The organism is Bacillus sp. NH11B (genome assembly GCF_001884205.1).
GTDB lineage: Bacteria > Bacillota > Bacilli > Bacillales > Bacillaceae_G > Bacillus_A > Bacillus_A proteolyticus.
The window spans coordinates 39,031-52,450 of record NZ_MAOG01000012.1 but is presented as its reverse complement, the minus strand read 5'-3'; the positions used below and the strand labels follow the sequence as shown (position 1 = coordinate 52,450).

Annotated in this window: 15 protein-coding genes; 11 read left to right on the top strand and 4 right to left on the bottom strand. The window is 33.3% G+C overall.

Translation table 11 applies throughout. The features are described 5' to 3' along the window. Positions 1-77 precede the first annotated feature (77 nt). From uptA to BAU27_RS01400, 6 genes are all read left to right on the top strand, one after another. Positions 78-680, top strand: a complete 603-nt coding sequence (gene uptA / locus BAU27_RS01425) for an undecaprenyl phosphate transporter UptA (protein WP_000880692.1) — start codon at positions 78-80, stop codon at positions 678-680. Between the two features lie 96 nt (positions 681-776). Beyond that, entirely contained in the window at positions 777-2,156 is a 1,380-nt protein-coding gene (locus BAU27_RS01420) for a putative polysaccharide biosynthesis protein (RefSeq protein WP_071769932.1), read from the top strand. 186 nt (positions 2,157-2,342) lie between these two features. Next, entirely contained in the window at positions 2,343-3,284 is a 942-nt protein-coding gene (locus tag BAU27_RS01415) for a magnesium transporter CorA family protein (protein WP_000932386.1), read from the top strand. A gap of 199 nt (positions 3,285-3,483) precedes the next feature. Continuing rightward, positions 3,484-4,380: a permease gene (locus BAU27_RS01410; protein WP_000418719.1), complete on the top strand. Its 897-nt coding sequence runs from the start codon at positions 3,484-3,486 to the stop codon at positions 4,378-4,380. A 3-nt stretch (positions 4,381-4,383) separates the two neighbouring features. Beyond that, positions 4,384-5,253, top strand: a complete 870-nt coding sequence (locus tag BAU27_RS01405; RefSeq protein ID WP_071745515.1) for a TIGR03943 family putative permease subunit — start codon at positions 4,384-4,386, stop codon at positions 5,251-5,253. Between the two features lie 119 nt (positions 5,254-5,372). Further along, on the top strand, positions 5,373-5,879 hold the full coding sequence (locus BAU27_RS01400; protein ID WP_000141174.1) for an acyl-CoA thioesterase: 507 nt from the start codon (positions 5,373-5,375) through the stop codon (positions 5,877-5,879). A 130-nt stretch (positions 5,880-6,009) separates the two neighbouring features. Here the strand turns inward: BAU27_RS01400 and BAU27_RS01395 are convergent, their stop codons facing one another. After that, positions 6,010-6,096 carry a YjcZ family sporulation protein gene (locus BAU27_RS01395; RefSeq protein WP_000505094.1) on the bottom strand — a complete coding sequence of 29 codons (87 nt, stop codon included), beginning with the start codon at positions 6,094-6,096 and terminating at the stop codon, positions 6,010-6,012. A gap of 158 nt (positions 6,097-6,254) precedes the next feature. Between BAU27_RS01395 and cls the strand changes: the two genes are divergently transcribed. The 4 genes from cls (at position 6,255) to BAU27_RS01375 (ending at position 9,178) form a co-directional block, all read left to right on the top strand. Then, positions 6,255-7,439 (top strand): cardiolipin synthase, encoded by a 1,185-nt coding sequence (gene cls, locus BAU27_RS01390; RefSeq protein WP_071769931.1) that lies wholly within the window; start codon positions 6,255-6,257, stop codon positions 7,437-7,439. A 32-nt stretch (positions 7,440-7,471) separates the two neighbouring features. Next, positions 7,472-7,930 carry a spore coat protein gene (locus BAU27_RS01385; RefSeq protein ID WP_071769930.1) on the top strand — a complete coding sequence of 153 codons (459 nt, stop codon included), beginning with the start codon at positions 7,472-7,474 and terminating at the stop codon, positions 7,928-7,930. A gap of 187 nt (positions 7,931-8,117) precedes the next feature. Then, complete coding sequence (locus BAU27_RS01380) at positions 8,118-8,297, top strand: hypothetical protein (RefSeq protein WP_001045959.1); 180 nt, start codon at positions 8,118-8,120, stop codon at positions 8,295-8,297. 260 nt (positions 8,298-8,557) lie between these two features. After that, positions 8,558-9,178 carry an NAD(P)-dependent oxidoreductase gene (locus BAU27_RS01375; RefSeq protein ID WP_071745512.1) on the top strand — a complete coding sequence of 207 codons (621 nt, stop codon included), beginning with the start codon at positions 8,558-8,560 and terminating at the stop codon, positions 9,176-9,178. A gap of 24 nt (positions 9,179-9,202) precedes the next feature. Here BAU27_RS01375 and BAU27_RS01370 read toward each other — a convergent pair whose 3' ends face one another. From BAU27_RS01370 to BAU27_RS01360, 3 genes are all read right to left on the bottom strand, one after another. Further along, positions 9,203-9,685 (bottom strand): DUF456 domain-containing protein, encoded by a 483-nt coding sequence (locus tag BAU27_RS01370; protein ID WP_071745511.1) that lies wholly within the window; start codon positions 9,683-9,685, stop codon positions 9,203-9,205. A 1-nt stretch (position 9,686) separates the two neighbouring features. Next, the gene (locus BAU27_RS01365) at positions 9,687-10,994 is read right to left on the bottom strand and encodes a hemolysin family protein (protein ID WP_071745510.1); all 1,308 of its coding nucleotides are present in this window, start codon (positions 10,992-10,994) and stop codon (positions 9,687-9,689) included. A 210-nt stretch (positions 10,995-11,204) separates the two neighbouring features. After that, on the bottom strand, positions 11,205-12,092 hold the full coding sequence (locus tag BAU27_RS01360; protein WP_071769929.1) for a hypothetical protein: 888 nt from the start codon (positions 12,090-12,092) through the stop codon (positions 11,205-11,207). A gap of 332 nt (positions 12,093-12,424) precedes the next feature. On the opposite strand from BAU27_RS01360, the gene cbpA reads away from it, so the two are divergent. Beyond that, entirely contained in the window at positions 12,425-13,072 is a 648-nt protein-coding gene (gene cbpA, locus BAU27_RS01355; RefSeq protein WP_071769928.1) for a cyclic di-AMP binding protein CbpA, read from the top strand. Positions 13,073-13,420: the final 348 nt, after the last annotated feature.

Below are 13,420 nucleotides of genomic sequence, written 5' to 3'. Positions count from 1 at the left end.
CATGATTAGATTGGCAGATGCCAATTTTTATGTGATAATGGGATGGTATGTAAAGAAAAAAGGAGATAGAAAAGAAAATGTTAGCAAACATAATAGATCAGTTATTGCAATTCTTTGCAAGTCTAGGATACTTTGGAGTAGCGCTTGGTTTAATGATTGAAATTATCCCGAGTGAAATTGTTCTTTCATATGCAGGGTTTTTAGTTGCAGAAGGAAAAATTAGTTTTGTCGGAGCTGTTATCGCTGGAACAATTGGTGGTACTTTAGCGCAAATCTTTTTATACTGGCTTGGATACTACGGAGGGCGTCCGGTTGTTGAAAAATACGGGAAATATTTACTTATTAATAAGCATCATCTAGATATTGCAGAAAATTGGTTTAAACGATACGGGGCAGGTGTAATATTCTCTGCACGCTTTATCCCAGTTGTACGCCATGCTATCTCTATTCCAGCAGGATTAGCTAAGATGCCGTTAAAGCTCTTTACACTGTATACAGTAGTAGCGATTATTCCATGGTCAATCCTTTTTATATACTTAGGAGAAAAGCTTGGTGGAAATTGGAGACATATTAAAGAGTATGCATCTGATTACACACATTACATAATTATAGGTGCGGTTTTCTTTATTGCTCTTTACTTCGGTTTAAAGCTTTTGAAAAAGAGAAAAACAACTCATTAAAGTCAATGATTTTTCATTGGCTTTTTTTATTGTTTCAGTTCTAAAAAAAAGAAGTTGTCCATAATGTGTAATAATAAAGCGTAGCGGGGGAATGTGATGAAAGGATCACCGTTTTTACGTGGAACGATATTTTTAACGATGGCAACGATGATATCTAAAATGTTAGGGTTCATATATGTTATACCATTTACAGCAATGGTAGGTACGAGTGGGTACGTATTATATACGTATGCATACCGTCCTTATACAATTATGCTTAGCATTGCAACGATGGGATTGCCACTTGCCGTTTCAAAAATGGTATCAAAATATGATCAACTGAATGATTATCATACGGTTAAAAGAGTATTAAAGAGTGGTATCGTTTTTATGTTCATAATGGGAGTTATTTCATGTTTTACACTATATATATTAGCTCCACATTTAGCTAAACTTGTAATCGATGGAAATGATCAAAGCGGGAATAGTATAACAGCGGTCACTAATAACATTCAAATTGTAAGTTTTGCGCTAATACTTGTACCAGTAATGAGTTTATTAAGGGGATTCTTTCAAGGGTTTCAATCGATGGGGCCTTCTGCACTAAGTGTAGTTGTTGAGCAATTTTTTCGGGTCTTAACCATTTTAATAGGAAGTTTTGTCGTTTTATATGTTTTAAAAGAGTCTATTTCGCTAGCGGTCGGTATTTCAACGTTTGGTGCATTTATGGGAGCAATAGGTGGATTAACCGTTTTAAGTGCGTATTATGTAAAAAGGAGAAGGCACTTAAAGAAAAAAGAGATGGCAAGTATACAACAAACAACGAAATCTTTTTTCTCGTTATATAGGGAGCTCTTTACATATTCAATACCGTTTGTTGTAGTCGGTTTAGCGATTCCGTTGTATCAGACGATTGATACATTTACAATTAATAAACTACTCATAGAAATCGGATATATGCAAGGAGAAGCAGAAAAGATTAATGCGATTATCGGCTTAGTTCAAATGGTTGTGCTCATTCCAGTTTCCGTTGCGACCGCTTTTAGTATGTCTCTTGTACCGGAAATGACGAAAGCTTATACAGCAGGAAATACAAAATTGCTGTACAAACATTTTACGAGGACGAATGTATTAGTAGTAGGGATTACAGTACCAGCGGCAATTGGGATGATGGTATTAGCTAAGCCAGTATATACTCTTTTATTTGGTGCCGGAAATGATCCGGAGATGGGGAGAATCATTTTACAGTACTATGCTCCTGCTTGTATATTATTTTCACTCTTCACAGTAACGGCTGCTATGCTACAAGGAATCAATCAACAGCAGAAAACAGTGCTAGGATTAGTAATCGGAATAATTGTAAAGATAGTTTTAAATATTGTATTGCTACCGTATTTTGATTATGTGAGTTTTATCATTTCAACATATGCTGGCTATACGATTTCAGTCGGTTTTAACTTGTGGATGCTTTCTAAATATGTTATAAAGGCAACATAAGCTTTTTTAAAGGCAGAGAACACTCTGTCTTTTTCTATGTTTACAAGATTTTTCTTAAAAAAACGTTTTCAAAATAATTTTTCTATTGAAATTTAATCGTTTGTTCCATATGCTGAAAATAGCGGTTCAAAAACTGTTGTTTAAGTGAGGTAGATTCCTACATGTAAAAAGAATCGGGGTGATAGTATGTTAAATATTTATTTAACAGACCGAAACGGAAAACTACAAGAGATTGAGGAAATGCAAAAGGGCTGCTGGATTAATGTACTTCATCCAACAGAAGAAGAAATTCAGTATCTAGTACAAACTTTAAATGTAGACTTAGATTTCATTAAAGACCCTTTGGATGATGAAGAACGCTCTCGTATTGAAAAGGAAGACAATAATACTTTAATTATCGTGGATATTCCGACAGTCAGACATGATGAAGAAGGAAATTCCATTTATGACACGATTCCAATAGGTATGATTGTAATGCCAGATTGTTTTGTTACTATTTGCTTAGAAGAAAATCCAATTTTTGAAAGATTTATTAATCAACGTATTAAAGAATTTTATACGTTTAAAAAGACGCGCTTCGCACTTCAGCTCTTATATACAATTTCTACTTATTATTTAAGATACTTAAAGCAAATTAATCGAAAAACAATCGATTTAGAGCACCAATTAAATAAGTCGATGAAAAATAAAGAAATTTTCACATTGCTCGGTCTTGAAAAAAGTTTAGTTTACTTTACAACATCATTAAAGGCCAATAAGATTGTAATTCAAAAATTAATGCGAAACAGTACATTTTTGAAAATGTATGAAGATGATCAAGATTTATTAGAAGATGTATTAATTGAAAATAAGCAGGCTATTGAAATGGCAGAAATATATAGTCACATTTTAAGTGGGATGATGAATACATTTAGTTCGGTTATTTCTAACAATTTAAATAGTGTTATGAAACTGTTGACTTCAATTACAATCATTTTATCATTACCAACGATGGTTTCTAGTTTCTTTGGAATGAATGTAAAGGTTCCGTTTGAAGGGGAAGCACATGGTTTTGTAATTGTACTTATTATATGTGTAACATTATCTTTCACTTTAGCATTTGTTTTTTGGAAGAAACGTTACTTTTAATGATAGGAAAGCTGATCTAGCATAGTTATAAAACTGCGCTAGATCAGCTTTTTTTGCTATGAAATCTCAATTTTGGAACAGAATATATATTGTAAAATGTAATGTGTATGAAGGGTGTGAATTCTGTATAACCCTTGTTCAAATAATAAAATGGGGTTAAAATTACATATTGTTAATGAAAAGTTGGAGGAAATACATCATGGAATTGTTTCAATTACCGAAAGCATTCCTGCAAATGAATACAATCTTTATCTCAATATTAATCGAAGCACTTCCGTTTGTGCTAATTGGTGTATTTATTTCAGGATTCATTCAAATGTTTGTGACAGAAGATATGGTGGCAAAATGGATGCCAAAGAACCGATTTCTTTCTGTTTTATTAGCTACTTTTTTAGGCATGATGTTTCCAGGGTGTGAATGTGGAATTGTTCCGATTGTAAGACGACTAATCGGAAAAGGTGTTCCTCCATACGCAGGGATTGCATTTATGTTAACTGGACCGATTATTAATCCAGTTGTACTATTTGCTACATATGTTGCTTTTGGAAGTAGTATGCACATGGTATGGTATCGTTCTATTGTAGCGATTATCGTAGCAATTATTGTTGGAATTATATTATCATTTATGTTTAAAGAGCATCAATTAAGAGATGATCACTTCCCAGAAGTGAATCATAAGCGTCCATTACGTACAAAAATGTGGGATGTATGTACTCATGCTGTTGAGGAATTTTTCTCAATGGGAAAATATTTAGTGTTAGGAGCGTTAATTGCTGCTGCAGTTCAAACGTTTGTACAAACTTCAACATTGCTTGCTATTGGACAAGGTCCGTTTTCTTCATCAGCTGTAATGATGGGACTTGCTTTTATTTTATCACTTTGTTCAGAGGCAGATGCATTTATTGCTTCTTCGTTTCAAAGTACATTTTCAACAGCGTCACTTGTCGCGTTCCTCGTATATGGACCGATGGTGGATATTAAAAATATGTTTATGATGCTTGCAACATTTAAAACAAAATTTGTAATTGTCGTGACGGTTACAGTTACACTTGTTGTATATGCAAGCTCACTACTCATTTATGCGATGGGGTGGTAGGTTATGTTTCGAGCATATATATTATTAGGTTTTACAATATTAATTGGACAGCTTCATATTTCCGGTAATATTACGAAATATATAAATATGAAGTACGCCTATTTATCAAAAACTGCAGCTATTATTTTAGGTTTCTTAACGATTGTACAAATTATTATCGTTTTCCAGAAAGAGCACCAAAAGGAAAAAGAGAAACATGATTGTAGTTGTGATCATAGCCATTGTGGTCATGATCATTCGAAAGATGAAAATACATGGTGGAAACGAACGTTTTCTTATACTCTGTTCTGTTTTCCGATTATTTCAGGATTATTTTTTCCGATTGCAACATTAGATTCGGACATTGTTAAGGCGAAGGGGTTTCACTTTCCTGTTGCACAAGCGGAAAGCAAAGATCCATTTATGACAAGACAATTTTTAAGACCGGATACGAGTATTTATTACGGGAAAGAAGGATATCGTGGTGTAATGGAAAAAGGGAAGAAAGAGTTTGTTACAAAAGACAATATTGCATTAAAAGATGAGGATTTCCTCAAGGGTATGGAGACAATTTATAATTATCCTGGTGAGTTTACTGGTAAAACCCTGTCTTATAAAGGGTTTGTTTTTCGCGATGACTCTTCCAAGAAAGAACAATACTTCTTATTCCGTTTCGGTATTATACATTGCGTAGCGGATTCGGGTGTATATGGTATGTTAGTAAAAAAACCAGAAGGTGTAGAGTGGAAAAATGATGATTGGATTCAGGTGGAAGGAGAAATTTCAACTGAATTTTATCAGCCGTTTCATGCGAATATCCCTGTTCTAGAAGTAACGAAATGGAATAAAGTTGAACAGCCGAAAGAACAATATGTATTTAGAGGAGCCGATTGATAAAATCGGTTCTTTTTTATGGACTAAAAGTTCTAAAAATTGTTAATATTAAACGTGTAGTTCATGAGATGTAGAGTATATTGGGATATTTGGGATAAATAATTAAAGGGGTGATAACAATGACTGAAGTAAAGGGTAAAACAGCTAATGAATCAAGAGTGTTTAAAACGAGCCGAGTATTTCCAACAGATTTAAATGATCATAACACGCTATTTGGTGGAAAGATATTGGCGGAGATGGATATGGTTGCTTCAATTTCAGCAACGAGACACTCGAGAATGGAATGTGTCACAGCGTCTATGGATTGGGTAGATTTCTTACATCCAGTTCGTTCTTCAGATTGTGTTAGTTATGAATCTTTCGTAATTTGGACGGGAAGAACTTCTATGGAGATTTTTGTGAAAGTAGTAGCGGAAGATTTAATTTCAGGTGAAAAACGTGTAGCGGCAACTTCATTCGTTACTTTTGTTGCGCTTAGTAAGGAGAATAATCCAGTTCCTGTACCGCGTGTTATCCCTGAGACAGAAGAGGAGAAAGAATTGCATCGAATTGCTGTGTTACGTGCAGAACAACGCCATATTCGTAAGGCAGAGAGTAAGAAGGTAGCTACACTGTTAACTTTTTGATGAAATATACTTTTCCAGTGGTACTATTATTGGAATAGGCTAGGGGATTTTTGCAATGAAAAGCGGACACCTAAAAATAGGTGTCCGCTTTTATAGTTTTTTCATCCGCATATCGTATTACAATAACTGCTTAGCAGAAGCAAGCAGCACCGACGATAATTAAGAGGATAAATAATACGACTAGTAGCGCAAATCCATTACCATGTGCGAAGCCCATTGTTATTTCCTCCTTTTATTTTAAGATACAACATACAATATGCAGATGAGCTCCGGTTTGATATGGACGTATATCATGCAATGACATATTTTTTGAATGGTAATGTTAAAAAAAGGAAAGATATAGGAATAACAGTGTTTAGAGAAAGGAACATATCCATGAAGCACTTTTTGATTGTAATATTTTGTTTTATAGGTGTATTCATATGGATGAACGTCGATGTGGAAATGGGGAAGAAAATGGCTAGTGGATATGAATTAGAAAAAATTCGATTAGGGGATTTTCAATTATATACGAATGGTGATGAGTTATATAAAAGTTTATTTGAGGATATAAATCGTGCAGAAAAGAATGTGTATATTCATTTTTATATTGTAGGAAAAGATGAAGTCAGCCAAAAGTTCTTACAGTTATTAGAGAAAAAAGCATCTAGTGGAGTAGATGTGAATTTGTCAGTAGACCGTATTGGTGGATATAAACTTAAGAAAAAGATAATTAATCAATTAAAAGAAAAAGGCGTAAAGTTCACATTTAGTAAAAAACCTAAATTAAAAAACTTATTTTATTCTTTGCATCAACGTAATCATAGACGCATTGTTACTATAGATGGGAAAGTTTCGTACATTGGTGGCTTCAATATCGGAAAGGAATATCTTGGACAGGATCCTAAATTTGGTCCGTGGCGTGATTATCATGTACGTATCGAAGGGAATGGAGCTACTGATATGGAACGGAAGTTTGCGGAAGATTGGCAAGAAGATACGGGAGAAAAGTTTCCTATACATCAAGAGTTACCTGTAAAAGGAAATGTAAAATATCAATACGTATTTTCGAATGGAAAAGGTTTATGGAAGGAGTATGGAGCGTTTTTAAAGAAGGCAAAACATTCTTTAATTATCGCTACACCATATTTTGTACCGAGTAAAGAAATGGTGAAGGGGCTGAAAGATGCATTAAATCGTGGTGTCCATGTAAAAATCCTCGTCCCATTTAAAAGTGATGCCGTATTGTTAAAACAGGCTGCCTATCCTTATTTGAAAGACATGTTAGATGCTGGAGCGGAGATTTATCAATATCGAAATGGATTTTTTCATGGGAAAGTAACAATCATCGATGAAGAAATGGTTGATATTGGTACAGCAAATTTTGATAATAGAAGTTTTTACTTAAATAACGAATCTAACTGTTTCATATATGATAAGACAGTCGTTGCTGACGTCTGGAGTCGATTAAAAGATGATTTTCATAAATCAAAACGATTTTCTGAAGAAGATTTTGAGAAAATTAGTAAATGGGATTGGTTTCTAGCAAGAATATCAAATGTTATCGCATCATATTTATAGTATAGAGATGAAATAGGAAGGGAGGCGCTTTAATGGATTGTATGAAAGAATTGATGACATATAGTTACACACTTATATATAAAGTTGGAGAATACACGAGCAAGGTTCGAGATGAAGAATTAAAGGATATTTTGCAGCATCATTTGCCATATATGTTACAAGCATATAATGAACAAGTGAATTTTCAAGAAGGAGAAAATATACAACATATAACTTGTAAACAAATGTGGCCGGAATTTACTGAAATGGATAGGGAAACAGATAATGAGTATACAGGGGATATTGGGATTGCTATTTGTTATATTACACATTTGAAACGATTAGCATTAAAGTTTGCTCAAGTGGCAGTAGAAGTTGCGAACCCGGAGTTTCGTTCTTTTCTGGAAAATTGTTTTGTGAAAATGAACCGTTACGCATATAATGTTTGGCAATATGTTATGAAGAAGGAATATAAGATTAAACATGTGTATGAAAATGAAAAATTCGCGTGAAAAGCTAAGGCGGAATGAAAGGCGCCTTAGTTTTTTTATGTTCAATTAGAGGGTGAAGATTAAAGAGTGGGTTTGTTATCGGGATATTTACAAAAATTTACTGTATCTTTACTATTTTTAAATCTTTCCTTTAAAAATAAAGAGTAATATGGGATTGTACATATTCTATCAAAGGGAGGAAACGCAAATGAACAAATGGGTTAAGTCATTAACTGCTATGGCACTTGCAAGTTCTTTATTAATGGTAGGTTGTAGTAAAGGTGAGGATAAAAAGAAAGAGGATGACACAACTTCGCAGCAAGATGAAAAGAAAGATAAAGAAACAAGTGGAACAGAAAAGTCTTCTGATTCAAAAGAAAAGAAATAAAGTGAAGCTTTAATCAGTGGGGGGGTGTCCATCCCCGACTGATTATTAGCCCACACTAATCGGGCTTTTACAGGCAGTTGATCCCGGTCCTACCTAACTCCCTCGTACTCGCCGAATTTTGAGGTGGGAGTCTTATTGACCGCAAATAGCGGGGAAAATGGATAATAGTGCTTCCTCACATATATGGGGAAGCTTTTTTGTTGTATATTTGTAAGTTTTGCGGAAAAATAGAGAGAAAGAATGGAAGAGGGGGATAGTATATGAAAGTATGTATATTAGGAGCGACAGGTAGAGTAGGTTCACACATTTTGAAGTTAGCATTACATGATTCATATGAAGTGACTGCATTAGTTCGTGATTTGAGTAAAGTGGAAATAGAGCATGAAAGGTTACATATTATAGAGGGAAATGTATTAAATGAAAATGAGATAAAAGAAGCAGTGAAAGGGTGCGATTTTGTAATTAGTACTCTTGGGACAGATGGGAATGGAACGTTAGCAAAGAGTTTACCAATTATTATAAAATGTATGGAAAAAGAGGGCATAAAGAAGATAGTTACAATAGGAACTGCTGGCATTTTACAAGCACGAACAAATCCAAGTATATATCGTTTCCAATCAAATGAATCGAAAAGAAAAACAACAACAGCAGCGGAAGATCATTTAGCTGCCTATGTAGCGCTGGAAAATAGTAAACTTTGCTGGACTGTTGTTTGTCCAACGCATTTAATAAATGGTGATGAAACTGGTTTATATCGAACGGAAAAAGATATGTTGCCGGCAGATGGATCCAAAATCACTGTTGGTGATACAGCTCATTTTACATGGGGATTATGTCATAAAAGTAAATATGAGAAAAGTAGAGTAGGTATTTCATATTAAAAAACCATCCCAAAATAGGGATGGCTAAAAAATGATATAGCATACAAAGAAAATAATCATAATGATTTGGAGAATTGCTTTTGCTACTGTACTACTTAAAAAACCAACTACAGTTGCAATTCCGACTAAAAAGGCGTCTTTTGGCGCCTTTTTATGCATTAATTCTGTTATAAATACCGATAAAAACGGTATTATAATAAGACCAAATGGTGGGAAGAAGAACGAGCCGACAATGATAGAAATCATGCCGACACGTTCGCCCCACTTAGAACTTCCGTATTTTTTTAAGAAATATCCATTTGCAATAAAATCAGCACCGAAAATGAAAAGCGTAAAAATGACTTGAATGATCCAAAAAGATGTTGTTAACTCTCCGCCATTTATACCAAAATGATAAATGAAATAGCCAGCCCATACTGCAAGAATGCCAGGAATAATGGGGTAAATAAAGGCAAGAAATGAAACAATGAAACAAGCGATGATACTAATGGTTAATAATACAGTCACTTTATACCTCCTTAATAGAATCTAATTTATGTACAGCAATCTTTTTAATTTGATGTCCGTCTAGTTCTAATGCCTTAAATTGAAAACCATCATGTTCAACTGAATAGCCAGCTTCAATATTCAAATCAATAGCTTGTGAGAGAAGCCATCCCCCAATTGTATCTAAATCGTTATCATCAATATGTAAACCAAACATATCATTTACTTCAGAAATAAGTACTTTTCCATCTAATACTGTAAGTTTAGGTGTGCGTTTTTCAATCATTGGTGATTCATCTGCATCAAATTCGTCTTGAATTTCACCAATAATTTCTTCAAGAATATCCTCCATCGTTAAAAGTCCAGCAGTGCCACCATATTCGTCCATTACAATCGCCATTTGAACACGGTTTTTTTGGAGATGTATTAACGTTTTACGAATAGGAACTGTTTCAAAAACAGTTAAAACTGGGTGTATGTACGATTCAAGTGGTTTATAAATTCTTTTTGTTTGATCGTGAAATACTTCTTTCGTATTTATCATCCCAATTATGTCGTCTTTGTCTTTTTCAATAATAGGATAACGTGTATACTTTTCGGTTGCGACGATATCCATATTTTCCTCTAACGTATTTTCAGTAGATAAGCAGATCATCTCAGTACGAGGAACCATGATTTCTTTCGCAACACGATCATCAAATTCAAAAATATTATTTACATACTTATATTCGGTTTGATTAATTTCGCCGCTTTTATAACTTTCCCCTAAAATAAGTCGCAGTTCTTCTTCAGAATGAGCAAGTTCATTTTCTTTCGCAGGCTCTAAACCGAGTAATTTTGTGAAAAATATAGCTGCACTATTGAGAAGCCAAATGAACGGATACATAATTTTATCAAATAAAATAAGTGGTTTTGCAAACTTTAAAGTGATTGCCTCTGCTTTTTGGATTGCAAAAGATTTAGGAACTAACTCTCCTAATACAACATGGAAAAAAGTAATCACACTAAAAGCAATAATAAAGGATAGCGTGTTAGCCATTGTTCCAGTAATATTGATTCTTTCAAATAGTGGTCGTAATAAATGCTCTACAGTTGGTTCACCAAGCCAACCAAGACCTAAAGAAGTGATAGTAATCCCGAGCTGACAAGCGGATAAATAAACATCTAAGTTAGATAGGACGCTTCTTGCAGCTAATGCTTGCTTATTACCTTCATTGGCAAGTTGATCGATTCGACTTTTTCGTACTTTTACAACAGCGAATTCTGATGCAACGAAAAAACCAGAAATAAGGATAAGTATAAAGATGAGAAAAATATTTAATATGTCCAAGTGTGTTCCCTATTCCAAAGTTTGGAATAAAGATGTCACCTCCTGCAATTATGTTATACTTTTATAATAAATCCAAATGAAAAGATTAGTCAAAGAAAATGGGTAAATAATGGTAGGTTTTAATAGTAGTTTTTTAATTTGCTGTTATTTTGTCCTCTATATAATAGGAATAACCGTCTACATTTAATTTAAGTAGACGGTTATTCTATGTTATGGTTTCGAAATACTTCTAGTTAAAGTATACGTATTTTGTTTAGAGTAGTTTGTTGTCCATAAAGCTTGGAGAAACGATAAGATGCTATATGGAATATAAAGTAGTAATAAACCAATTGTAACAACTATAGGTGCTTTTCCGCCAAATTGAACGACAAATTGTAATAGTCCGTTTGTGTGAAAAATACATTCCATAAAAACGAATGAAAGAATAATGGAACTTAAAATAGATTTATGATTGGAAGTAAGTGCAATAAATAACGTATCAACAAGGAAAGATGAATTTTTTATTTCGTATTCATTAGTATTATTTAAGAACGGTAGCCATTTTTTAATTGCTTGCATAACGATAATCATGGAAGCGCTACATACGATGATAATAGAGGAGAAGAAAGGAAACTTTATGAATTTCGCGATATAGAGAAGTGATAATAGGACTGAACATTGTAATATCACAGTGCTAAAAGAATATGGTATCCAACGAAATAAAGAACTGCACTTTTTTAATGAATTGGGTGCTTTTAAAAATAGATGACCAATTCCTAGACTTATAAAGAAACCGATTACAAGAGTGAATGTGAAACGAACGATCGATAAAAAATAAATTTCCCATATGTAGGGGAACAGTGGTGACGAATGATTAGAGGTATGTATTATATTTTGTGCATGTATAAGCTGATTTGCTGAGAAAAGGATAGGTTCATGCATCCAATCAATTGTTGGAATTGAAATGGAAGAAGGATGTGCAAAATTATGAAAAATGCTTACAGATCCAGTTAAATAAGAGTAATTATGTGTAATGAATAATGCTGGAATAGGACTTATGACAAAAATAATCAAAACACCGATTATAAATTTACATATATGTGAGCGCAATAAGGACATACAATCACCTACTCTTTGAATATTCAGAAAATTCTTATTCTTATTTTAGCCTTTTTCGGATGAAGTTACAACATATTTTTCTCGAAGTAGGTTAGAGAGAATGTACTACGCTCAAGATTATCCCGTAAAGGCCCGATTGGTGAGGGCTAATAATAAGTGGGTGGAAAAATCCCCACTTATTAAAGTTTCACTTGATACAAGTGTATGATTAATGAATAAATTATGACGGAAAAATGAATAATTTTCAGAAAAATAAAATAAATCATTTATTTTTTTCTGAAAATATAATATAGTTATGGCACAGAAAGTATTTTAGCATAAGGAGGCTATTTATGAGGATTAAAGGGAATTATGTGCCGAAAAGGGAAGTTTTATTTTGCTCCGGCTCAATTACAGTAGGGGAAGCGCTAGAGCACTTAAATAAAACAGGGTATCGTTGTGTACCAGTTTTAGATGAAAAAAAAGAGGAATTTTTAGGAAATGTATACAAAGTAGATATTTTAGAATATAAAGGTTCGCTTGAAGATAATGTATTACAATTATTGAACGATAAAGATGGGTACGTGAGAGAAGACTCTTCCTTCTTTAAAGTATTTTTTACAATTAAAAAGCTACCTTATTTATCAGTAGTTGATGAAAAAGGGGTCTTCCTTGGTATTTTAACTCATAAAAAAGTTTTTGAACTATTAGAAGATGCATGGGGAGTCCATTCTAGTAAATATTCTGTCATGATTGGAACACAAGATTATAATGGGGCTATTCAAAAATTATCGACAGTGCTAAAGAAATACACTGGTATTCAAAGTTTAATGACTTTTGATAATGATGCTTTATTAGTACGTAGAATTATGTTTACATTGGGAGAAGAGTTTGAAGATAGCGAATTAGAAACATTGCTAAAAGATTTAGAAGATCATGGATTTAGAGTTGTGTATGTTGAAGAGATGAAAAATCCACGTGAAGTTGAAACGATAGACTAACAAGTAAAGCCATCTTATTTTTGATGGCTTTTACTTTCTTTCACATAAAGATATCTAGATATAATAAAGTAAATGAATCTTAAATTTTTAAAAATATTTGTGTAATAGAATAAATAAAGGAAGTATATGTGGATAATTTTGATTTTCAAAAAATTCTATTTAAAAATATGTTTTTATTTTTCAACCAAATATGTTACTATATGTGTGATAAAAACAAAGAGGTCTGACAACCATATTCCAAGCAATACCACTCTAATGAGTTGAATATTCAAAAAAATCAAAAATTAATAATTAGAGTAAGAATAAGGGGAATGGAGAAATTATGGAGAAAGACATTGCTTTGTAAGG

Bases quoted from the DNA above. Each gene is read 5' to 3' on its own strand.
- BAU27_RS01380 (WP_001045959.1), top strand. From the start codon at position 8,118: ATGAACAAATGGGTTAAGTCATTAACTGCTATGGCACTTGCAAGTTCT.
- BAU27_RS01420 (WP_071769932.1), top strand. From the start codon at position 777: ATGAAAGGATCACCGTTTTTACGTGGAACGATATTTTTAACGATGGCA.
- uptA (WP_000880692.1), top strand. From the start codon at position 78: ATGTTAGCAAACATAATAGATCAGTTATTGCAATTCTTTGCAAGTCTA.
- cls (WP_071769931.1), top strand. From the start codon at position 6,255: ATGAAGCACTTTTTGATTGTAATATTTTGTTTTATAGGTGTATTCATA.
- BAU27_RS01385 (WP_071769930.1), top strand. From the start codon at position 7,472: ATGGATTGTATGAAAGAATTGATGACATATAGTTACACACTTATATAT.
- BAU27_RS01400 (WP_000141174.1), top strand. From the start codon at position 5,373: ATGACTGAAGTAAAGGGTAAAACAGCTAATGAATCAAGAGTGTTTAAA.
- BAU27_RS01395 (WP_000505094.1), bottom strand. From the start codon at position 6,096: ATGGGCTTCGCACATGGTAATGGATTTGCGCTACTAGTCGTATTATTT.
- cbpA (WP_071769928.1), top strand. From the start codon at position 12,425: ATGAGGATTAAAGGGAATTATGTGCCGAAAAGGGAAGTTTTATTTTGC.
- BAU27_RS01360 (WP_071769929.1), bottom strand. From the start codon at position 12,092: ATGTCCTTATTGCGCTCACATATATGTAAATTTATAATCGGTGTTTTG.
- BAU27_RS01410 (WP_000418719.1), top strand. From the start codon at position 3,484: ATGGAATTGTTTCAATTACCGAAAGCATTCCTGCAAATGAATACAATC.
- BAU27_RS01405 (WP_071745515.1), top strand. From the start codon at position 4,384: ATGTTTCGAGCATATATATTATTAGGTTTTACAATATTAATTGGACAG.
- BAU27_RS01375 (WP_071745512.1), top strand. From the start codon at position 8,558: ATGAAAGTATGTATATTAGGAGCGACAGGTAGAGTAGGTTCACACATT.
- BAU27_RS01415 (WP_000932386.1), top strand. From the start codon at position 2,343: ATGTTAAATATTTATTTAACAGACCGAAACGGAAAACTACAAGAGATT.